The organism is Micrococcus luteus NCTC 2665 (assembly GCF_000023205.1).
Lineage (GTDB): Bacteria > Actinomycetota > Actinomycetes > Actinomycetales > Micrococcaceae > Micrococcus > Micrococcus luteus.
Window position 1 is genome coordinate 924,932 of sequence record NC_012803.1, and the last position, 20,230, is coordinate 945,161.

Consider the following 20,230-nt stretch of genomic DNA (forward strand, 5'->3'; position numbering starts at 1 on the left):
GTTGGGATGGTGGCCATGTCACGTCCACCCGAGCCCTACCCCGCACCCGCCCCGACCGCGCCGCAGCGGCCCGCCCCACCCCGCCTCCGGGCGTGCAGGGCCGCTGGGCCCGGCGCGCGGCGGGCGGGCTGATCGGCGTCAGTGTCCTGCTCGCCGCCTGGTCGTTCGCCCTCCCCTTCGTGTTCGGGCTGGGCCCGCGGCAGGTGCCGTGGTGGCGAGAGGTCTTCGACGTGAACCACGAGGCCAACCTCACGGCGTGGTGGAGCGCGGGCCTGCTCCTGCTGGGGGCCGCGGGCTTCACCACGGTGGGGCTCGTGCGCCGCGCGCTGGGGGCGGACCGGCGGCGGAGCCTGCTCGCATGGCTGACCCCTGCGGCCCTGCTGGCGGCCATGAGCTGGGACGAATCGACGCAGATCCACGAGCAGGCCGGCCAGCTGTGGGAGGCCCTGCCGTTCGCGGGGGAGAACCCGCTGCCCGCGTTCCAGTGGCTGATCCTCGGCGCGCCGGCCGCGATCGTCGTCCTCGGGCTGCTCGCGCTGTGCACCGTCGCCCTGCCCCGCCGGACCCGAGCGCTGACGGTGGCGGGCGGCGCGGTGTTCTTCTTCGGCGCGATCGTCCTCGAGGCGGTGCCGCTCGTCCTGGGGATCGGGCGCGGCACCCTGGCCTACCACGCGGCGACGCATGCGGAGGAGCTGACCGAGATGATCGGGGCGTCCGTGCTCGTGGTGGCCCCGTGGGCCCATCTCCAGCTGTGGCGGGCGCCGGGCTGTCTGCAGGTGACCGCCGACGGCGTCCCGGACGCCGGCGCGGACGGCGTCGTCCTCGGCGAGGGCCCCGGCCCCGCCGGTAGACTCGACGACTGTGACTGACGCCCGCGCCCCGTACTACCTGACCACGGCCATCTCCTACCCGAACGGCGAGCCGCACATCGGCCACGCCTACGAGTACATCGCCACGGACGCGATGGCCCGCTTCCAGCGGCTCGACGGGCGGGACGTGCGCTTCCTGACCGGCACGGACGAGCACGGCCAGAAGATGGAGCAGACGGCGCAGCAGCAGGGCGTGAGCGCCCTCGAGCTGGCCACGCGCAACGCGGCCGTCTTCAAGGAGATGGACGACGACGTCCTGGACATCTCCTACGACCGCTTCATCCGCACCACGGACACGGACCACGCCGAGGCCGTCCGCGAGATCTGGCGGCGCATGGAGGCCAACGGGGACATCTATCTCGGCTCCTACGCCGGCTGGTACTCCGTGCGCGACGAACGCTACTTCGGCGAGGACGAGACCGAGGTGGGTCAGGACGGCGTGCGCCGCGCCGTCGAGACCGGCACTGAGGTGACGTGGACGGAGGAGGAGTCCTACTTCTTCCGCCTGTCCAAGTACCAGCAGCCGCTGCTGGACCACTACCGCGACCACCCGGACTTCGCCGCCCCCCGGTACCGCTTCAACGAGGTCATCCGCTTCGTGGAGGCCGGGCTCGAGGACCTGTCCATCTCCCGGACCTCCTTCCAGTGGGGCATCGACCTGCCCGCGCCCGCGGACCCGGAGGCCGCCGACGCCGACCGGCGCGCCGACCACGTCACCTACGTGTGGGTCGACGCGTTGACGAACTACCTCACCGGCGCGGGCTGGCCGGCGGGGGACCCGGAGGCGTTCGCGCGCTACTGGCCCGCGGACCTGCACGTGATCGGCAAGGACATCTCCCGGTTCCACTGCATCTTCTGGCCCGCGTTCCTCATGTCGGCCGGCCTCGAGCTGCCGCACCGCGTCATGATCCACGGCTTCCTGAACAACAACGGGGCCAAGATGTCCAAGTCCCTGGGCAACGTGGTGCACCCGCGGGAATGGGTGGCCCGGTACGGCCTGGACGCCATCCGCTTCTTCCTGCTGCGCGAGTTCCCGTTCGGCGCGGACGGCTCCTACAGCCACGAGGCCGTGGTGAGCCGCAAGAACGCGGACCTGGCCAACAACCTCGGCAACCTCGCCCAGCGCTCGCTGTCCATGGTGGCCAAGAACTGCGGCGCCGCCGTGCCCGAGCCGGGCGAGCTCACCGAGGCGGACCGCGCCGTCCTGGCCCAGGTCGACGCCCTGCTGGAGCGCTCCCGGTCCGCGTACGCGGTGCAGGACTTCCACGACGCGCTCGAGGAGACCTGGCGCGTGCTCGGCGAGGTCAACGCGTACTTCGCGGACCAGGCCCCGTGGGTGCTGCGCAAGACGGACGAGCCGCGTATGCGCACGGTGCTCTACGTGACGCTGCAGGCCGTGCGCCGGGTGGCCCTGCTCGCGCAGCCGGTGATGCCCGACTCGGCCTCGCGGCTGCTGGATCTGCTCGGCGTCCCCGCCGAGGGCGACGCCGGCCGCACCGGCGCGTCCGGCTCCGGCCCGCGGTCCTTCGCCGCCTTCCACGAGGACCTGGTCCCCGGCACCCCGCTGCCCGCACCACAGCCGGTCTTCCCGCGCCACGAGGAGCCCGCGGAGGACTGAGTCCGTCCGGAGGGTGAGACCGGGTGTCACACGATGTGGTCCCCACGCGTGCCGCGCGTAGCCTGAGGGCCATGACCGAGACCACACGCAGCTCCGCAGACCCCTTGGACATCGCCGTCATCGGCGGCGACGGCATCGGCCCCGAGGTCACCGACCAGGCCGCCGCCGTCCTGCAGGCGGCGCTGCGTGCCGAGGGACGTCCGGAGGCCCGGCTCACCCCGTATCCGCTGGGTGCGGAGCACTGGCTCGAGACCGGCGAGGCGCTCACGGACGAGGTCCTCGAGGCCCTGCGCCGCCACGACGCGATCCTGTTCGGGGCCGTCGGCGCCGCGCCCGGGGACGAGCGCATCCCGTCCGGGCTGATCGAGCGCGGCATGCTGCTCACGCTGCGCTTCGCGCTGGACCACGGCGTCAACCTGCGCCCGGCCACCCTGCTGCCCGGCGCCGTCAGCCCCCTGGCCGCGCCCGGCGAGATCGACTTCACCGTGGTGCGCGAGGGCACGGAGGGGCCGTACGTGGGCAACGGCGGTGCGATCCGCGTGGACACCCCGCACGAGATCGCCACGGAGGTCTCCGTGAACACGGCGTTCGGCGTGCGCCGCGTCGTCGAGGACGCCTTCCGTCGCGCCGACGCGGGCGAGCGCAAGCGCCTCACGCTCGTGCACAAGCACAACGTGCTGGTCCACGCCGGCCACCTGTGGCGCCGCACCGTGGAGTCCGTGGCGGCCGACTTCCCCGCGGTCACCTGGGACTACATGCACGTCGACGCCGCCATGATCTTCCTGGCGACGGACCCGGCCCGCTTCGACGTGATCGTGACGGACAACCTGTTCGGGGACATCATCACGGACCTCGCCGCCGCCGTGACCGGCGGCATCGGGCTCGCCGCCTCCGGCAACATCAACGTCGAGGGAACGGCGCCGTCGATGTTCGAGCCGGTCCACGGCTCCGCCCCGGACATCGCGGGCCGGGGGGTCGCCGACCCCGTGGCCGCCATCCTCTCCGCCGCCCTGCTGCTGGAGCACGTGGGCGAGGCCGGCGCGGCGTCGCGCGTGCGCACCGCCGTGTGGGCGCACCTGAAGGACCGGGTGGACGGCGCGCGGGGCACCACCGCCGAGGTGGGCGCCGACGTCGTCGCGCGGGTCTGACGCGCGGGCCCGGCGCGTCGACGCCGGGTCTAGGATGGGGCGACGGCCTGTGGCGTGTGCCACGCCCGGCGCCGTGGCCCCCGCGCGTCGTGCCCGGCACCGGAGCCGTCCCATCCGCCACCCGTCACGAGGAGTGATCCCACCGTGTCCGAGACCGTGTTCACGCGGCAACCGCATCTGTCCCCGATGTCCGATCAACAGCGCGTCGAGATCCTCCAGGACCCCGGTTTCGGCAACGTCTTCACGGACCACATGGTCTCGATCGACTGGACCTGGGACGAGGATGGGGGCGCGTGGCACGACGCCCGCGTGGAGCCCTACGGACCGCTGTCCCTGGATCCCTCGGCCGCGGTGCTGCACTACGGCCAGGAGATCTTCGAGGGCCTGAAGGCCTACCGGCACGAGGACGGGTCGGTGTGGACGTTCCGTCCCGAGGCCAACGCGGCCCGCCTGAACCGCTCCGCCCGCCGCCTGGCCCTGCCGGAGCTGCCCGAGGAGCTGTTCCTCGGCTCGCTGCGGGCCCAGCTCGAGGCGGACCGGGCCTGGGTGCCCACCGGCCCGGGCCAGTCCCTCTACCTGCGCCCCTTCATGTTCGCCTCCGAGGCGTTCCTCGGCGTCCGCCCGGCCCGGCAGGTGCGGTACATGGTGATCGCCTCCCCGGCCGGCAACTACTTCGGCGGCGAGCTCAAGCCGGTGACCATCTGGGTCTCGCGCGACTTCGCCCGCGCCGGCAAGGGCGGCACGGGCGCGGCCAAGACCGGCGGCAACTACGCCGCCTCGCTGCTGCCCCAGCTGCAGGCCGCGGCCAAGGGCGCCGACCAGGTCGTGTTCCTCGACCAGTACCACGACGACGCGATCGAGGAGCTCGGCGGCATGAACGTGTTCTTCGTGCACGCCGACGGCCGGCTCGTCACCCCGGCGCTCACCGGCACGATCCTCGAGGGCGTCACCCGCTCCTCGATCCTTCAGCTCGGCCGGGACATGGGCCTGACCGTCGAGGAGCGTCGCGTCACCCTCGCCGAGTGGGCCGAGGGCGTCCGCTCGGGCGAGATCACCGAGGTCTTCGCGTGCGGCACCGCCGCCGTCGTGACCCCGATCGGCCGCCTGCTCGACGGCGACGACGTGATCGAGTCGGCCGGCGGGACCGACGTGACCCTCAAGATCCGCGCCGAGCTCGAGGGCATCCAGACCGGGCGCGTCGAGGACCGCCACGGCTGGCTGCACCGCCTCGTCTGACCCCACCCCACGAACGGAGACCCCCGTGAGCTCGCACCGCTCCACCGCGCCCGCCGAGGGCGCCCCACATCCGGCTCCGCCGCCGGATGACCTCCCGCCCACCGAGGCCGCCGGCCGGCCCCGCTGGACGCCCGTGAAGATCGCCGTCTGGGTGGCTGTCGCGCTGCTCGGCGGCGTCGCCTGGACCATGCTCGCCCTGCACCGCGGCGAGACGATCAACGCGATCTGGTTCGTGTTCGCCGCCGTGGCGACGTTCGCAATCGGCTACCGCTTCTACTCGAAGTACGTCGAGCGCATGATCGTCCACCCGGACGACACCCGCGCCACCCCGGCCGAGTACCGGGCCGACGGCCGGGACTACGTGGCCACCGACCGACGCGTGCTCTTCGGCCACCACTTCGCGGCCATCGCCGGCGCCGGTCCGCTCGTGGGCCCCGTGCTCGCCGCGCAGATGGGCTATCTGCCCGGCACCATCTGGATCATCGTCGGCGTGATCCTGGCCGGCGCGGTCCAGGACTACCTCGTCCTGTTCTTCTCGATGCGCCGCGGCGGCCGCTCGCTGGGCCAGATGGCCCGGGACGAGCTGGGCCGCATCGGGGGCACCGCCGCGATCGTCGCGACCCTGCTGATCATGGTGATCATCACGGCCATCCTTGCCCTCGTGGTGGTCAACGCCCTGGGCGAGTCCCCGTGGGGCGTGTTCTCCGTGGCCATGACCATCCCGATCGCACTCTTCATGGGCGCGTACCTGCGCTGGATCCGCCCGGGCCGCATCACCGAGATCTCCGTGATCGGGTTCGTCCTGCTCCTGGCGGCCATCATCGGCGGCGGCTGGGTCGCCGGGACCGAGTGGGGCGCGGCCCTGTTCACCCTGGACCGCACCACCATCGCCTGGGCCGTGATCATCTACGGGTTCGTCGCGGCCGTGCTGCCCGTGTGGCTGCTGCTCGCGCCGCGCGACTACCTGTCCACCTTCATGAAGATCGGCGTGATCGCCGGTCTCGCGCTGGCCATCGTCGTCGTGCAGCCGCGCATCGGCACACCCGCGTTCTCCGAGTTCGCCTCGGGCCAGACCGGCCCGGTGTGGCCCGGTTCGCTGTTCCCGTTCCTGTTCGTCACCATCGCGTGCGGTGCGCTCTCCGGCTTCCACGCGCTGATCGCCTCGGGCACGACGCCCAAGATGGTGGAGAAGGAGCGACAGACCCGCTTCATCGGCTACGGCGGCATGCTCATGGAGGCCTTCGTGGCCATCATGGCGCTCGTGGCCGCCGTCTCGCTCGACCGCGGCATCTACTTCGCCATGAACTCCCCGGCCGCCCTCACCGGCGGCACCCCGGAGACCGCCGTCGACTTCGTCATGGGCCTCGGCCTGGCCGGGGTGAACCTCGTCCCTGAGGACCTGACCCACCTGGCCGACCTCGTGGGCGAGGAGACCGTGGTCTCCCGCACCGGCGGCGCCCCCACCCTCGCGGTCGGCCTGGCGCACATCATGGGCCAGCTCGTGGGCGGCGACGCGCTCATGGGCTTCTGGTACCACTTCGCGATCATGTTCGAGGCGCTGTTCATCCTCACCGCCGTCGACGCCGGCACCCGCGTGGCCCGGTTCATGCTGCAGGACTCCCTGGGCAACGTGGTCCCGCGCTTCAGGGACACCTCGTGGCGCGTGGGCGCGTGGGTCTGCACGGCCATCATGGTGGCCGCCTGGGGCGCCGTGCTGATCATGGGCGTCACCGATCCGCTGGGCGGCATCAACACGCTGTTCCCGCTGTTCGGCATCGCCAACCAGCTGCTCGCGGCGATCGCGCTCGCCGTCGTCCTGACGATCGTCGCGCGCCGCCGGGACTTCCGGGGCCTGTGGATTGTGGCGCTGCCGCTGGCGTTCATCACGGTGGTCACCACCGTGGCGTCGTTCCAGAAGATCTTCTCCTCCGTCCCGGCGGTGGGCTACTGGGCGCAGCATCGCGCGTTCCAGGACGCGCTGGCGGCGGGGAAGACGAGCTTCGGCGCCGCGAAGTCCGTGCCGGCCATGGAGGCCGTGGTCCGGAACACGGCCATCCAGGGCACGCTCTCCATCGTCTTCCTGGTGCTGGCGCTGATCGTCATCACGACGTCGGTGCTCGCCACGGTGCGCGCCTTCCGCGGCACCGAGGTCATCGACCACCAGGACCCGTACGTGCCCTCGCGGCGCTTCGCCCCGGCCGGGCTGTTCGCCACGGCCGAGGAGAAGGAGCTGCAGCGGCAGTGGGACGCCCTGCCGGCGGACCGGCAGCCGGTGCGGGGTCACTGACGTGGCCGATCCGCGCGCGACGCCGACCGGGCCCTCCACCGCGGAGGGCCCGGTCGGCCCGTCTCGGCCCGGGGTGTGGGCCCGGGCGCGCTGGTGGGTCCGCCAGCTCTCCGGAGAGGGGAAGTACGACGCGTACGTGGCCCACCACCGGGCCCACCATCCGGGGCGGGCGCCGATGACCGAGCGGGAGTTCTGGCGGGCCGAGTACGCCCGCCAAGAGGCGAATCCGGGCAGCCGCTGCTGCTGAGCGGTCTCGACCCGCCCTGCACCGCGCCGCACCGCACCCCGCTGAGCCAGACGAATCCGCCCGCGAGCCAGACGAATCGGTCGCCCCGAGCCGTCCGCCGCGGCCGAATCGTCTGGCTCGCGGCGTCAGCGGGGTCGGCATCGGGTGGGGTGTCCGGCGACGGCGCCCGCCGCTCACCCACTAGGCTGGCGGCCATGCGCATCGCCCGTTTCGTGGACCAGGCCGAACCGACCTACGGCATCGTGGAGGGCCCGGCCGACGCCGACCCCGCCGAGCTGAGCATCACCGCCCTGCAGGGCGACCCGTTCTTCCACGGGATCCAGCCCACCGGCACCACGCACCGCCTCGAGGACGTGCGCCTCGTGGCCCCGATCATCCCGCGCTCGAAGATCGTGGGGGTCGGCCGCAACTGGGCCGACCACGCGAAGGAGCTCGGCAACGAGGTCCCCGCCTCGCCGCAGTTCTTCCTCAAGCCGAACACCGCCGTCGTGGGTCCGAACGAGCCCGTGACCCTGCCCAGCTGGTCGGACGAGGTCTCCTACGAGGCCGAGCTCGCCGTCGTCATCGGCACCATCTGCAAGGACGTGCCGGTGAGCCGCGTGGACGACGTCGTGTTCGGCTACACCGTGGGCAACGACCTCACCGCCCGCGACGCCCAGCGCACCGACCTGCAGTGGGCCCGCGCCAAGGGCTTCGACGGCGCCTGCCCGCTGGGCCCGTGGATCGAGACCGAGCTGGACGTGGAGCCGACCGGCGGCCTGCGCATCACGTCCCGCCTCGACGGTGAGACCCGCCAGGACGGCACGACCGCGGACATGGTCTTCGGCGTCCGCGAGCTCGTGGCCGCGGCCTCGGAGATGTTCACCCTCCTGCCCGGCGACGTGATCCTGACCGGAACCCCGGGCGGGGTCGGGACGGTCCAGGAGGGCCAGCGCGTCGAGGCCGAGGTCGAGGGCATCGGCGTCCTCGCCACCGTCTTCCGCCGCTGACGCGGGCGCCCGACGACGGCGTCCGGGCCCCGCGTAGACTCGGGGCATCATGACTGACGCCACCGCTCCCGTGTCCGAGAACGCCCCCGCCCCCTTCGCCGACGTCCCCCAGGTGGACGCCGAGACCCCCGTGCGCGTGCGCTTCGCCCCATCGCCCACCGGCACCCCCCACGTGGGGTTGATCCGCACCGTCCTGTTCAACTGGGGCTGGGCGCGGCACACCGGCGGTACCCTCGTGTTCCGCATCGAGGACACGGATGCCAAGCGCGACTCGGAGGAGTCCTACCAGCAGCTGCTCGAGGCGATGCGCTGGCTCGGGATCGACTGGGACGAGGGCGTCGAGGTCGGCGGCCCGCACGAGCCGTACCGTCAGTCCCAGCGCGGGCAGATCTACGCGGACGTGATCGAGAAGCTCAAGGCCGGCGGACACATCTACCCGTCCTACTCGAGCCCCGAGGAGACCGAGGCCCGTCACCGGGCCGCCGGCCGTGACCCCAAGCTCGGCTACGACGGGCACGACCGTGACCTCACGGACGAGCAGATCGCCGCCTTCGAGGCCGAGGGCCGCGCGCCGGTCTGGCGGCTGCGCATGCCGGACGAGGACATCACCTTCACCGACCTGGTGCGCGGGGAGATCACCTTCAAGGCCGGCTCCGTGCCGGACTTCGTGGTGGTCCGCGCGGACGGCTCGCCGCTGTACACCCTCGTGAACCCGGTGGACGACGCGCTCATGGGCATCACCCACGTGCTGCGCGGCGAGGACCTGCTCTCCTCCACTCCGCGCCAGATCGCGCTCTACCGCGCCCTGTACGCGATCGGCGTCGCCCGGTACATGCCGGTGTTCGGCCACCTGCCCTACGTGATGGGCGAGGGCAACAAGAAGCTGTCCAAGCGCGATCCGCAGGCCAACCTGTTCCTGCACCGGGACAACGGCTTCATCCCGGAGGGCCTGCTGAACTACCTCGGCCTGCTGGGCTGGTCCCTCTCCGCGGACGAGGACATCTTCACCCCGCAGCAGTTCGTGGAGCACTTCGACGTGCACAAGGTGCTGGCCAACCCCGCCCGCTTCGACGAGAAGAAGGCGATCGCGATCAACGGCACGCACGTGCGCATGCTCGACGTGGCCGACTTCCGTGACCGTCTCGTGCCCTACCTGCACGCGGCCGGCCTCGTGGGCGAGCACCTGACGGAGCGGGAGATGGAGGTCCTCACCGCCGCGGCCCCGCTCGTGCAGGAGCGCGTGCAGCTGCTCGGCGAGGCCGTCGAGATGCTCGCCTTCCTCTTCACGGCGGACCGGGACGTCCGGACCGCCGAGGGCGCCCTCAAGGGCATGCCGGCGGACCTGGGCGCCGCCGTCGCCGCGGCCCGGGAGGCGCTGGCCGCCCTGCCCGAGGACGAGTTCACCACCGAGCGCATCGAGGCGGCGCTGCGGGCGGCCCTCATCGACGGCCTCGGCCTCAAGCCGCGCCAGGCGTTCGGTCCGGTGCGCGTCGCGGTGACCGGTCGCAAGGTGTCCCCGCCGCTCTTCGAGTCGCTCGAGATCCTGGGCCGGGACTCCGCGCTCGCGCGCCTGGACCGCTTCGCCGCGGAGCAGGGCCTGGACCAGGACCAGCCCACCGACGCATGAGCCGGGGCGTGAGCACGACGCCGGCCGGCGGGTCCGCGGGCGCGCCCGCGCCGCCGGCCTGGGACGCCGTCCTCTTCGACCTGGACGACACGCTGCTGGATCTGCGCTCCGCCCAGCACGCCGCGTTCGACGCGACGGTGCGCCGGCAGTGGGCCGGGGCCGCCGACGTCGACCCGGCGGTGCTGGCCGAGGCCACCGAGGCCTTCGCGTCCGACACCGGCGGCCACTACGGGCGCTACGTGTCCGGGGAGCTGACGTTCGAGGAGCAGCGGCTGGCCCGCGTGGCCGACGCCCTGCGCACGCTCGGCGTGCCCGAGGATGCGGCGACCCCGCTCGACGGCCTGTGGACCACCGACTACGAAGAGGTCGTGCGCGGGCACTGGGCGCTGTTCCCCGCGACCGCCGACGTGCTCGCCGAGGTGCGGGGAACAGGCCGTGGCGTGGGGATGGTCACGAACAACGTGGAGACCTACCAGCGAGGCAAGGCCGACGCCCTCGGCCTGGAGTGGGTCGAGGTGCTGATCGGCTCGGACACGGCCGGGGCCCCGAAGCCGGACCCGGCCCCCTTCCTGGCCGGCTGCTCCCGCCTGGGCACGGACCCGGGACGCACCCTCATGGTGGGGGACAGTCTGCGTCACGACGTCGAGGGGGCCCGGTCGGCGGGGCTCGTTCCGGTGTGGATGAGCCCCGACGCCCCCGCCCACGGCGGCGCGGCGGAGCCGCTCTGGGACGAGGAGCACGCGTGCTGGCGGATGCGGGCGATCGGCGGGCTGCGGACCTGGCTGGCGGCCTGACCCGCCGATTTTGCACGCGCCGCCCGGAGGGTGTAGAGTTCTTTCTCGTTGCCGGAGAGATCCGGGAACACCGGGCTCATGAATATGATGCACATCGGCCAGGCATGCTTGACCGACAGTGGGGTATGGTGTAATTGGCAACACAACGGTTTCTGGTACCGTCATTCTAGGTTCGAGTCCTGGTACCCCAGCGAGTCTTCGGACTCAGTGAACGCGCACGGGCGGAGACGCTCGGACGTGGCGCACGGCCCCATCGTATAGCGGCCTAGTACGCCGCCCTCTCACGGCGGTAACGCGGGTTCAAATCCCGCTGGGGTCACGCAGTCGCCGCCCGGTCCTCGGACCGGAACGGCACGGGCGGATGAACGCATCCGTCGCCTGAACAGGAGACACAGGCGCAGAAGAAGGTCTCCACGGCATCGCTTCCGCACACGCGGACAGCGCGCTCGGCCCCATCGTATAGCGGCCTAGTACGCCGCCCTCTCACGGCGGTAACGCGGGTTCGAATCCCGCTGGGGTCACCCGAGTGACAGGAAGCCCGGTCCCTGCGGACCGGGCTTCCGTCGTCTCCGTCCGCCGGGCCGGCGGGATGGGCGGTCGGCGCGCGCCGTGAGACGATGGCCCACGTGCCACACACGGATCAGAACGTCCCAGACCTCGGTGTCGACACGGCCGTCCGCCGCGTGCGCCAGCACCTCGCCGCGCTCGAGCTGCCTTTCGAGACCGCCACCGCGGGGCAGGACCGCGCCGAGCGCGAGCGCACCCTGCACCAGATCGACGACTACGTGCTGCCCCGCCTCGAGTCGCTCGACGCGCCGCTGCTGGCCGTCGTCGGCGGCTCCACCGGTGCGGGCAAGTCCACGCTGGTGAACGCGCTCGTCGGCCACGAGGTCTCCCGCTCCTCCGCCCTGCGGCCCACCACGCGGCAACCTCTGCTGCTGCACAACCCCGCCGACGCCCACTGGTTCACGGGCCCGCGGGTGCTGCCCGACCTCGCCCGCGTCAGCGTGCACCGCGACGCGGCCGCCGGCCCCGTCGAACCCGACCAGTCCGCGATGGACACGGTCGCGCTCGTGGCCGAGCCCGCACTGCCCTCGGGCATCGCCCTCGTGGACGCCCCGGACATCGACTCCGTGGCGGACCAGAACCGCGCGCTGGCCCGGCAGCTCCTCCAAGCCGCCGACCTGTGGATCTTCACGACGACGGCGCACCGCTACGCCGACGCCGTGCCCTGGCAGCTGCTGGACGAGGCCGCCGCCCGCGACATCACCGTGGCCGTCGTGCTCGGCCGCGTGCCCGAGGGCGCGGCGGAGGACATCACCCCGGACCTGCGGCGCATGCTCACCGAGCGCGGCCTCGCCGACGCCCGGATCCACGTGATCCCCGAGACCCGCTTCGACGAGCGCGGCCTGCTCCCGCAGGAGCACGTCGCGGGCCTGCGCGCCTGGCTCGAGACTCTCGCCGCCGACGCCCAGGCGCGCGGCGCCGTCGCCCGCCGGACCGTGGACGGCGTGCTGGGCCAGCTGGCCGCCCGCGTCGCCGACCTGGCCCGCGCCGAGGAGGAGCAGCGGCACGCCGCGGACCTGCTCGCCCGGATCGTGGGGGACTCCACGGACCAGGCCGTCGGCCGGGTCCATGAGGCCACCTCGGACGGCACGCTGCTGCGCGGCGAGGTGCTCTCCCGCTGGCAGGACTTCGCCGGCACGGGGGAGTTCTTCCGCGGCGTCGAGACCACGATCGGCCGGCTGCGGGACCGCCTCGGCGCCCTGGTGCGCGGGCGCCCGGCAGCGCCCGAGGAGGTCGAGACCGCACTGGAGACCGGCCTGCACGCCGTGATGGTCGAGGCGGCCGCCGCGGCCGCCGAGCAGATCGAGCGGCGCTGGGCGTCCGAGCCGGCGGGCCGGGCCCTCGTGGCCGGGCGCGACCTGGGCGCCTTGGCGCCGGACGCGTCGGCGCGGGCGGCCGACGTCGTGCGGGACTGGCAGTCGGACGTCTTGGCACTGGTCCAGGAGGAGGGCGCGGGCAAGCGCACGCGCGCCCGCCTGGCGGCCACCGGCGTGAACGGCGCGGCCGTGGCCCTCATGATCATCTCGTTCGCCTCCACCGGCGGACTCGCGGGCATCGAGGTCGGCATCGCCGGCGGCGCCGCCGTCGTCGGGCAGAAGCTGCTCGAGTCGATCTTCGGCGAGGACGCCGTGCGCCGCATGGCCCGGCGTGCCGATGAGCTGCTCGAGCTCCGCGTGCGGTCCTTCCTCGAGACCGTGCTCGCGGACCGCTTCCTGCCGCTGCTCCACCTCGGGCGCGAGCCGCAGGCCACCGAGGAGCTGCGCGCCCTCGTGCCGGTGCTGCGCCGCGGGGTGGCTGCCGGCGTCGACGGCCCGACCGGGCCCGAGCACGCCCCGTCCGCCGCCGAGGCGGGGGAGGAGCCCCGATGAGCCGCCGCGACACCCCCGCCCTGGCCCCCCGCCTGGACGCCCTCGGCGAGGCCGCCGAGTTGGCCGCGGGCCGCCTGCCCGAGGACGTCGTGGCCGGGGCCGACGCCGTCGTGCGCGCGGCCGGGGAGCGCCAGGCACTCTCCGCGGAGCACACCGTGGTCGGGTTCTTCGGGGCGACGGGCTCCGGCAAGTCCTCCCTGTTCAACGCGCTCACCGGCCGCGACCTGGCCCGCGTGGCCGCCACCCGGCCCACCACGTCCGAGCCGCTCGCCGCGGTCTGGGGCGTGGGCCGGGGACAGGGGCTGGACCCGGACGCGGAGCACGGCGACGGCACCGGCGAGGGCGGCGGCGCGGCCGCCCTGCTCGACTGGCTCGGCGTGCGCCGCCGCCACCTGCTGGACGAGGCGCCCGTGCTCGACGACGGCCGCCCCGGCTTCCTCGGCCTCGGCCGCCGTGAGGGCGCCGACGCCACCGGCCTGATCCTGCTGGACTTGCCGGACATCGACTCGGTCGAGCGGGGCAACCGCGAGATCACCTCCCGGCTGGCCGGCCACGTGGACGTGCTGGTGTGGGTCGTGGACCCGGAGAAGTACGCGGACGCCGTGCTGCACCGCGAGTTCCTGGCGACCATGGGCTCGCACGCGGCCGTGACCCTCGTGCTGCTCAACCAGGTGGACCGGCTCTCGGTGCGGGACCGCGACGTCGTGCTGGCCTCGCTGCGCCGGATGCTCTCGGGCCACGGCCTCGGCGACGTCCGCGTGCTGCCCGTGTCCGCGCGCACGGGGGAGGGCCTCGAGGAGGTCGGCCGGCAGGTCGCGGCGATCGTCGCCCAGCGCGGCGCGGCCGCCGAGCGCCTGGGCGCGGACGTCGCGGCCCGTGCCGCGGACCTCGCCGCCGCCTCGGGCGAGGGCGAGCCGGCCGGCGTCGGGCCCGGGGACGAGCAGCGGCTCGGGCGCGAGCTGGCCGTGGCCGGCGGCGTGCCGGCCGTCGTCCGGGCGGTCGAGGGCTCGTACCGGCTGCGTTCGGCCAAGCGCACCAGCTGGCCCGTGCTGCGCTGGATGCACTCCTTCCGCGCAGACCCCCTGCGGCGCCTGCACCTGATGCCCGAGAGCGCCGCCCCCCGCCGCGACCGGGACGAGGTCGTCCGCGACCCCGCGCTGCACCGCACCTCCCTGCCCGAGCGCTCGGGCACCCAGCGGGCCGTCGTCGACGGCGCGGTCCGCACGCTGGCCGCCGCGGCCGGCGCGGGAGCCTCCGAGCCGTGGGCCGCCGCCATCCGCCGCGCGGGCCGGGAGCACGCCGAGGACGTCCCCGGCGCCGTGGACCAGGCGATCGCCGCCACCGACCTCGGGGCCGGTCGGGGCAGCTGGTGGCACCCCGTGCTCGACGTGCTGCAGTGGCTCGCCCTCCTCACCGCCGTCGTCGGCGCCGGCTGGCTGGGCGTCCTCGCCCTGGCCGGGTACCTGCAGTTCCCCCTGCCGCCAGCGCCCACGGTCGAGGGCTTCCCCCTCCCGACGCTGCTGCTCGTCGGCGGCCTCGCGCTCGGCGTGCTGCTGGCCCTGCTGGCGATCCCCCTGACCCGGTGGACCGCCGCGGCGCGGGGACGCCGCGCGCGCCGCCGCCTCGAGGAGGCGACCACCGACGTCGGCCGGCGGCTCGTCGTCGACCCGGTGCGCGCCGAGGTGGACCGCTTCCACGCCTTCCGCGACGCCCTCGCCCGGGCCTCCGGCGTCCCGGTCCGGCGGGGCCGCCGGTGACGGTGCGCGACCCCGCGGCTGCGGCGGGGGCGACCGTCGGCGACCTCACGGAGTCCGAGCTGCTGGAGGCGGTCCTGACCGGGCTCGCCCCCGCCGTCCGGGACGGCCACTGGCCCGCCGGCACCGTCGCCCCGGGCGACGACGCCGCCCTCGTGCCCGCGCCCCGCGGCGGGACGCTCATCTCCACGGACGCGATGGGGGAGGGCACGGACTTCCTGCACCGCTGGCCCGCCGGTCCCCGCACCCGCGGCTACGACGCCGGCTGGAAGGCCGTCGCCCAGAACCTCTCGGACGTCAACGCGATGGGCGGGACCGCGTCCGCACTCGTCACCGCCCTCACCCTGCCGCCGACGACGCCGGTCGCCTGGGTGCGGTCGTTCGCCGCGGGCATCGTCGGCGCGGTGCGTCACCTCGGCGCGCCGGACTGCCGGGTGGCCGGGGGCGACCTGGGCACCGGCGGACGGGTCCACGCCGCGGTGACGGTGCTCGGGGACCCGCACCCCGGCGGCGTGCTGTGCCGCACGCCGGCCGCGGAGGACCGGGGCCGCGTGCTCGCCGAGGGCGCCGACCTCGTCCATGCCCAGGCGGTGCTGGGGGGTCCCCGGGCCGCCGCGCCTGCGGGGCCGGGGTGGGCCGCGGGTGGGCTCGCCCTGCTGCTCACTGACCGCGCGGAGCTGGAGCGACGAGCGGACGCCCTCCCCGCCGCCGACCGGCCGTCACCGCGGGAGCTCGCCCGCGCCGTCCGCGCCCAGCTGCGACCCCGCCCGCCGCTGGCCCTGGGGCCCGCCGCGGTGGCGGCCGGCCTGCTCACCCTCATGGACGTCTCCGACGGCCTGGGCAAGGACGCGCACCGCATGGCGGCCGCCACCGGCGGGACCGGTCCCGCGCCGGCACCGTGGCTGGACGAGGCCTGGCTGGCGGAGGCCGCCGCACCCCTGCGCCGCGTGGCCGCCCTGGCCGGGACCAGCCCGGAGGCGCTCGTGACCGGCGGGGGCGAGGACTACGGCCTCCTGGGGCTGGCGTGGCCCGAGACCGAGCTGCCCCGGGGGTTCACTCGGATCGGCCGGCTCGTGCCGGCCGGGGCCCGGGCGCCGGCCGGGCACCGGCCCCTGCCCGAGTCCGGCTGGGACCCGTTCGGCGGCTGAGCGTCCGGGCCGGGATCCGCGGGCGGATCAGGCCGGGCGGAGGAGTCGCTCCGGGTCGAAGCGGTGCCCGAGGCCGACGACGTCCCACCCGTGCTCGCGCCACGATGCGACGTCCAGGACATTGCGCCCGTCGATCAGCAGGCGTGAGGCCACGCGTGCTCCTACGGCGTCCGGATCCATCTCGCGGAACTGGCGCCACTCGGTCAGCAGCAGGGTCAGCTCGGCGCCGTCCACGGCCGCGTCCAGCGAGTCCACGTAGTCGAGCCGCGGGAAGCGGGCGGCCGCGTTGGCGTTGCCCTCGGGGTCGTACACGCGGACGTCGGCGCCGGCCGTGTAGAGACGGTTGGCGACGTCGAGGGCGGGGGAGTCCCGGACGTCGTCGGAGTCCGGCTTGAACGTGACGCCCAGCACGGCGATCCGCGTGCCGTTGAGCACCTGGACGCTCGCGGGGGTGGGGGCGGTTCCGGAGGCCTCGGCCCGGCGGACGCGGCCGTCGCGAGCCGCGGAGAGCACCTGCACGGCCAGGTCCACCACGCGGTCGCGGCGGCGCAGGTTGATGTCGTCCACCTCCGCCAGGAGCCGCATGGTCCGGTCCAGGCCCAGCTCGGAGACGCGGGCCTGGAGCGCGCGGATGTCCTTGGGCAGGCAGCCGCCCCCGAAGCCCACGCCCGCGTTGAGGAAGCGGCGTCCGATCCGGGCGTCGTGGCCGATCGCGTCCGCGAGGGTGCCGATGTCCCCGCCCACGTTCTCGGTGATCTCCGAGAACGCGTTGATGAACGAGATCTTCGTGGCCAGGAAGGCGTTGGCGGCCACCTTCACCAGCTCGGCCGTCTCGAGGTCCGTGCTGATCCACGGGGTGTCGGCAGCGAGCTGCCGCGCGTAGACCCGCCGCAGGATCCCCTCGGCGCGGGGCCCGTGGGTGCCGATGACGAGGCGGTCCGGGGTGAGCGTGTCCCTCACCGCGAAGCCCTCCCGCAGGAACTCGGGGTTCCAGGCGAGCTCGACCTCGCCCGGCAGTCCGGCCTCCGCGCGCACGGTGTGCACGAGCTCGGCCAGGCGGCGCGCGGTGCCCACGGGCACGGTCGACTTGCCGACGATCAGCGCGTCGCGGTCGATCGCCGCGGCGAGGGAGGCGACGGCGGCGTCCACATAGCTCAGGTCCGCCGCGGTCTCGCCCACCTTCTGCGGGGTGCCGACGCCGATGAAGTGGACGTCCGCCCAGCGGGCCGCCTCCGCGACGTCGGTGGTGAAGCGCAGCCGCCCGGAGGCGACGTGGGTGCGCAGCAGCTCGGGCAGGCCGGGTTCGTGGAAGGGCACCTCGCCGCGGGCCAGGCGCTCGATCTTGGCCGGGTCCACGTCCACGCCGAGGACCTCGAAGCCCAGCTCGGCCATGCAGGCGGCGTGTGTGGCGCCCAGATAGCCCGTGCCGATCACGGACAGCCGCGGCGCGGCCTCCTGCTCGGCGGGGGCGGCGGGCGCGGTCGTCTCGGTCACGGCGGACTCCTCGGTGGTGCGGGGGGCGGCGGTCGGGGACCTGGTTGACGCTAGGCCCCGCGGGTGAACGCGGGAAGAACGGGGTGTCTCCGCGGCGCGTCCCGTCGGTGGCGCGGGCGGGCCTCAGGCCTCGCCGGCGCGGATGAGCTCGGTGAGCCGCGTCGCGGCGGAGACGACGGCGTCCGCGTGCAGCCGGCCCGGCTGGCGGGAGAGCCGTTCGAGGGGGCCGGAGATCGAGACCGCCGCGATGACGCGTCCGCTGGGGCCGCGCACCGGTGCGGACACCGAGGCGACCCCGGGCTCGCGCTCGGCCAGGGACTGGGCCCAGCCGCGCCGCCGCACCGCCGCGAGGACGGTGGGTGTGAAGACGGCGCCGGCCAGCCCCTCGACGAGCCGCTCGTGGTCCTCCCAGGCCAGGAGCACCTGCGCGGCGGAGCCGGCCTTCATGGACATGCGGGCGCCCACGGGGATGGTGTCGCGCAGGCCCCAGGGCCGCTCCGCGCTGGCCACGCACACGCGGGAGTCCGCCTGCCGACGGAACACCTGGGCACTCTCTCCCGTGGCATCACGCAGCCACAGCAGCACCGGGCCGGAGGCCGTCGTGAGCCGGTCCTCGCCGGCAGCGGAGGCGAGCTCGGCCAGGCGGGTGCCCAGCACGTAGCGGCCCTGCAGGTCCTTGCCCACCATGCGGTGGTGCGTGAGGGCGGCCGCGAGCCGGTGCAGCGTGGGCCGCGCGATCCCGGTGGCGGTGACGAGCTGGGCGAGCGTGGCCGGGCCGGACTCGAGCGCGTCGAGGATCGCCACCGACTTGTCCACCACGCCGACGCCGCTGGGATGCCGGTGGAGCGAGGGGCCGATGAGGTCGTCCTCGGTGGGTGGGCGCACGGGCTCGGTGGTCATGGTGTGATCGTAGTCGTCTCACTGCGCGGACGGCCGTGGGTGTCGGCGCGCGTCGTGTGCGACCGGGCCGGCCGCCGCCGATTCCGGAATATGAGACGAAATCTCACGATATGGAATATCGCGCCCCGTGGTCGAGAACGGCCCCGCCGCGCCCCACAGTGGTCCGTGAGCACCGGCGCCCCGCGCCGGGCGACGACCGACAGGTGCGTGAGCAGGAAGGTGCGGCAGATGACGACGGCGACGACGCGACCCAGGACGCTGGCCGAGAAGGTCTGGGACGAACACGTGGTGGTGCGCGGCGAGGGCGAGGGCGCCTCCCGCACCCCCGACCTGCTCTACATCGACCTGCACCTCGTGCACGAGGTGACGAGCCCGCAGGCCTTCGAGGGGCTGCGTCTGGCCGGGCGTCCGGTGCGTCGGCCCGACCTGACCATCGCCACGGAGGACCACAACACCCCGACGCTGGACATCGACCAGCCGATCGCGGATGCCACCTCGCGCACCCAGATCGAGACCCTGCGGGCCAACTGCGCCGAGTTCGGCGTCCGCCTGCACCCGTTGGGCGACGCCGAGCAGGGCATCGTCCACGTCGTCGGCCCCCAGCTGGGCCTGACCCAGCCCGGCCTCACCGTGGTCTGCGGCGACTCCCACACCTCCACCCACGGCGCGTTCGGCGCCCTGGCGTTCGGCATCGGCACCTCCGAGGTCGAGCACGTCCTGGCCACCCAGACCCTGCCGCTCAAGCCCTTCAAGACCATGGCGGTCACCGTGGACGGCACGCTGCGCCCGGGCGTGACGGCCAAGGACATCATCCTCGCGGTCATCGCGAAGATCGGCACGGGCGGGGGCCAGGGCTTCGTGCTCGAGTACCGCGGTGAGGCCATCCGGAACCTCTCCATGGAGGGCCGGATGACCATCTGCAACATGTCCATCGAGGCCGGCGCCCGCGCCGGCATGGTCGCCCCGGACGAGACCACCTTCGCCTACCTGAAGGGACGGCCCCACGCCCCCGTGGGCGCCGACTGGGACGCCGCCGTCGAGCACTGGCGCACCCTCGCCACGGACGAGGGCGCGGAGTTCGACGCCGAGGTGGTCATCGACGCGGACACGCTGGAGCCGTTCGTCACGTGGGGCACCAACCCGGGTCAGGGCGTGAGCCTGAACGACGCCGTCCCCGCGCCCGAGGACTTCGCCGACCCGGTGGCCCAGGAGGCGGCCCGCAAGGCGCTGTCCTACATGGACCTGGCCCCCGGCACGCCGATGAAGCAGGTCGAGGTCGACACCGTCTTCATGGGCTCGTGCACCAACTCCCGCATCGAGGACCTGCGGGCGTTCGCCGAGGTCGTCCGGGGCCGGCGCAAGGCCGAGGGGCTGCGCGTCATGGTCGTGCCGGGCTCGGCGCGCGTGCGTCTGCAGGCCATGGACGAGGGCCTGGACAGGGTGTTCGAGGACTTCGGGGCCGAGTGGCGGTTCGCCGGCTGCTCCATGTGCCTGGGCATGAACCCGGACCAGCTCGCCCCGGGGGAGCGCTGCGCGTCCACCTCCAACCGCAACTTCGAGGGCCGGCAGGGCAAGGGCGGACGCACCCACCTGGTGTCCCCGGTGGTCGCCGCGGCCACCGCCGTGCTGGGCCGCCTCGCCAGCCCGTCCGACCTGCCCGCCCTCACCCCCCAGGAGGCCTGAG

The 20,230-nt window shown here is 74.2% G+C and carries 15 protein-coding genes and 3 tRNA genes; 16 read left to right on the plus strand and 2 right to left on the minus strand.

Annotated features, from left to right (window positions below; genetic code table 11):
* The first annotated feature begins 92 nt into the window (after positions 1 to 92).
* The 15 genes from MLUT_RS15805 (at position 93) to MLUT_RS15875 (ending at position 16,152) form a co-directional block, all read left to right on the plus strand.
* Positions 93 to 869 (plus strand): DUF8692 domain-containing protein, encoded by a 777-nt coding sequence (locus tag MLUT_RS15805; protein ID WP_010078977.1) that lies wholly within the window; start codon positions 93 to 95, stop codon positions 867 to 869.
* Entirely contained in the window at positions 862 to 2,487 is a 1,626-nt protein-coding gene (metG, locus tag MLUT_RS15810) for a methionine--tRNA ligase (RefSeq protein WP_010078976.1), read from the plus strand. Before MLUT_RS15805 ends, metG begins: the two co-directional genes overlap by 8 nt.
* A gap of 71 nt (positions 2,488 to 2,558) precedes the next feature.
* Positions 2,559 to 3,635: a 3-isopropylmalate dehydrogenase gene (locus MLUT_RS15815; protein ID WP_010078975.1), complete on the plus strand. Its 1,077-nt coding sequence runs from the start codon at positions 2,559 to 2,561 to the stop codon at positions 3,633 to 3,635.
* Between the two features lie 144 nt (positions 3,636 to 3,779).
* The gene (locus tag MLUT_RS15820; protein WP_010078974.1) at positions 3,780 to 4,871 is read left to right on the plus strand and encodes a branched-chain amino acid aminotransferase; all 1,092 of its coding nucleotides are present in this window, start codon (positions 3,780 to 3,782) and stop codon (positions 4,869 to 4,871) included.
* A 25-nt stretch (positions 4,872 to 4,896) separates the two neighbouring features.
* Positions 4,897 to 7,158: a carbon starvation CstA family protein gene (locus MLUT_RS15825; protein WP_010078973.1), complete on the plus strand. Its 2,262-nt coding sequence runs from the start codon at positions 4,897 to 4,899 to the stop codon at positions 7,156 to 7,158.
* Position 7,159: 1 nt separating this feature from the next.
* Positions 7,160 to 7,405, plus strand: a complete 246-nt coding sequence (locus MLUT_RS15830) for a YbdD/YjiX family protein (protein ID WP_010078972.1) — start codon at positions 7,160 to 7,162, stop codon at positions 7,403 to 7,405.
* Between the two features lie 194 nt (positions 7,406 to 7,599).
* Positions 7,600 to 8,394 (plus strand): fumarylacetoacetate hydrolase family protein, encoded by a 795-nt coding sequence (locus tag MLUT_RS15835; protein ID WP_010078971.1) that lies wholly within the window; start codon positions 7,600 to 7,602, stop codon positions 8,392 to 8,394.
* A gap of 49 nt (positions 8,395 to 8,443) precedes the next feature.
* Positions 8,444 to 10,021, plus strand: coding sequence for a glutamate--tRNA ligase (gltX, locus tag MLUT_RS15840; RefSeq protein ID WP_010078970.1), 1,578 nt, complete (start codon positions 8,444 to 8,446; stop codon positions 10,019 to 10,021).
* An 8-nt stretch (positions 10,022 to 10,029) separates the two neighbouring features.
* Positions 10,030 to 10,815 carry an HAD family hydrolase gene (locus MLUT_RS15845; protein ID WP_010078969.1) on the plus strand — a complete coding sequence of 262 codons (786 nt, stop codon included), beginning with the start codon at positions 10,030 to 10,032 and terminating at the stop codon, positions 10,813 to 10,815.
* 119 nt (positions 10,816 to 10,934) lie between these two features.
* Positions 10,935 to 11,006 (plus strand) — tRNA-Gln (locus tag MLUT_RS15850).
* 55 nt (positions 11,007 to 11,061) lie between these two features.
* Positions 11,062 to 11,134, plus strand: a tRNA-Glu gene (locus tag MLUT_RS15855).
* Between the two features lie 129 nt (positions 11,135 to 11,263).
* Positions 11,264 to 11,336 (plus strand) — tRNA-Glu (locus tag MLUT_RS15860).
* Positions 11,337 to 11,441: 105 nt separating this feature from the next.
* Complete coding sequence (locus MLUT_RS15865) at positions 11,442 to 13,250, plus strand: dynamin family protein (RefSeq protein ID WP_010078968.1); 1,809 nt, start codon at positions 11,442 to 11,444, stop codon at positions 13,248 to 13,250.
* Positions 13,247 to 15,007 carry a GTPase gene (locus MLUT_RS15870; RefSeq protein WP_012750817.1) on the plus strand — a complete coding sequence of 587 codons (1,761 nt, stop codon included), beginning with the start codon at positions 13,247 to 13,249 and terminating at the stop codon, positions 15,005 to 15,007. Before MLUT_RS15865 ends, MLUT_RS15870 begins: the two co-directional genes overlap by 4 nt.
* Positions 15,004 to 16,152: a thiamine-phosphate kinase gene (locus tag MLUT_RS15875; protein WP_012750818.1), complete on the plus strand. Its 1,149-nt coding sequence runs from the start codon at positions 15,004 to 15,006 to the stop codon at positions 16,150 to 16,152. Before MLUT_RS15870 ends, MLUT_RS15875 begins: the two co-directional genes overlap by 4 nt.
* 27 nt (positions 16,153 to 16,179) lie before the next feature.
* Here the strand turns inward: MLUT_RS15875 and MLUT_RS15880 are convergent, their stop codons facing one another.
* Both MLUT_RS15880 and MLUT_RS15885 read right to left on the minus strand, forming a co-directional pair.
* Positions 16,180 to 17,646, minus strand: coding sequence for a UDP-glucose dehydrogenase family protein (locus MLUT_RS15880; RefSeq protein WP_010078964.1), 1,467 nt, complete (start codon positions 17,644 to 17,646; stop codon positions 16,180 to 16,182).
* A 123-nt stretch (positions 17,647 to 17,769) separates the two neighbouring features.
* Complete coding sequence (locus MLUT_RS15885; RefSeq protein WP_002856418.1) at positions 17,770 to 18,546, minus strand: IclR family transcriptional regulator; 777 nt, start codon at positions 18,544 to 18,546, stop codon at positions 17,770 to 17,772.
* Between the two features lie 228 nt (positions 18,547 to 18,774).
* Here MLUT_RS15885 and leuC point away from each other — a divergent pair, with 228 nt between their 5' ends.
* Positions 18,775 to 20,229: a 3-isopropylmalate dehydratase large subunit gene (leuC, locus tag MLUT_RS15890; protein ID WP_010078963.1), complete on the plus strand. Its 1,455-nt coding sequence runs from the start codon at positions 18,775 to 18,777 to the stop codon at positions 20,227 to 20,229.
* Position 20,230: the final 1 nt, after the last annotated feature.

Excerpts from the sequence above, each read along its gene's own strand:
- MLUT_RS15815 (WP_010078975.1), top strand. The coding sequence starts at position 2,559 with ATGACCGAGACCACACGCAGCTCCGCAGACCCCTTGGACATCGCCGTC.
- MLUT_RS15835 (WP_010078971.1), top strand. The coding sequence starts at position 7,600 with ATGCGCATCGCCCGTTTCGTGGACCAGGCCGAACCGACCTACGGCATC.
- gltX (WP_010078970.1), top strand. The coding sequence starts at position 8,444 with ATGACTGACGCCACCGCTCCCGTGTCCGAGAACGCCCCCGCCCCCTTC.
- MLUT_RS15870 (WP_012750817.1), top strand. The coding sequence starts at position 13,247 with ATGAGCCGCCGCGACACCCCCGCCCTGGCCCCCCGCCTGGACGCCCTC.
- MLUT_RS15885 (WP_002856418.1), bottom strand. The coding sequence starts at position 18,546 with ATGACCACCGAGCCCGTGCGCCCACCCACCGAGGACGACCTCATCGGC.
- leuC (WP_010078963.1), top strand. The coding sequence starts at position 18,775 with ATGACGACGGCGACGACGCGACCCAGGACGCTGGCCGAGAAGGTCTGG.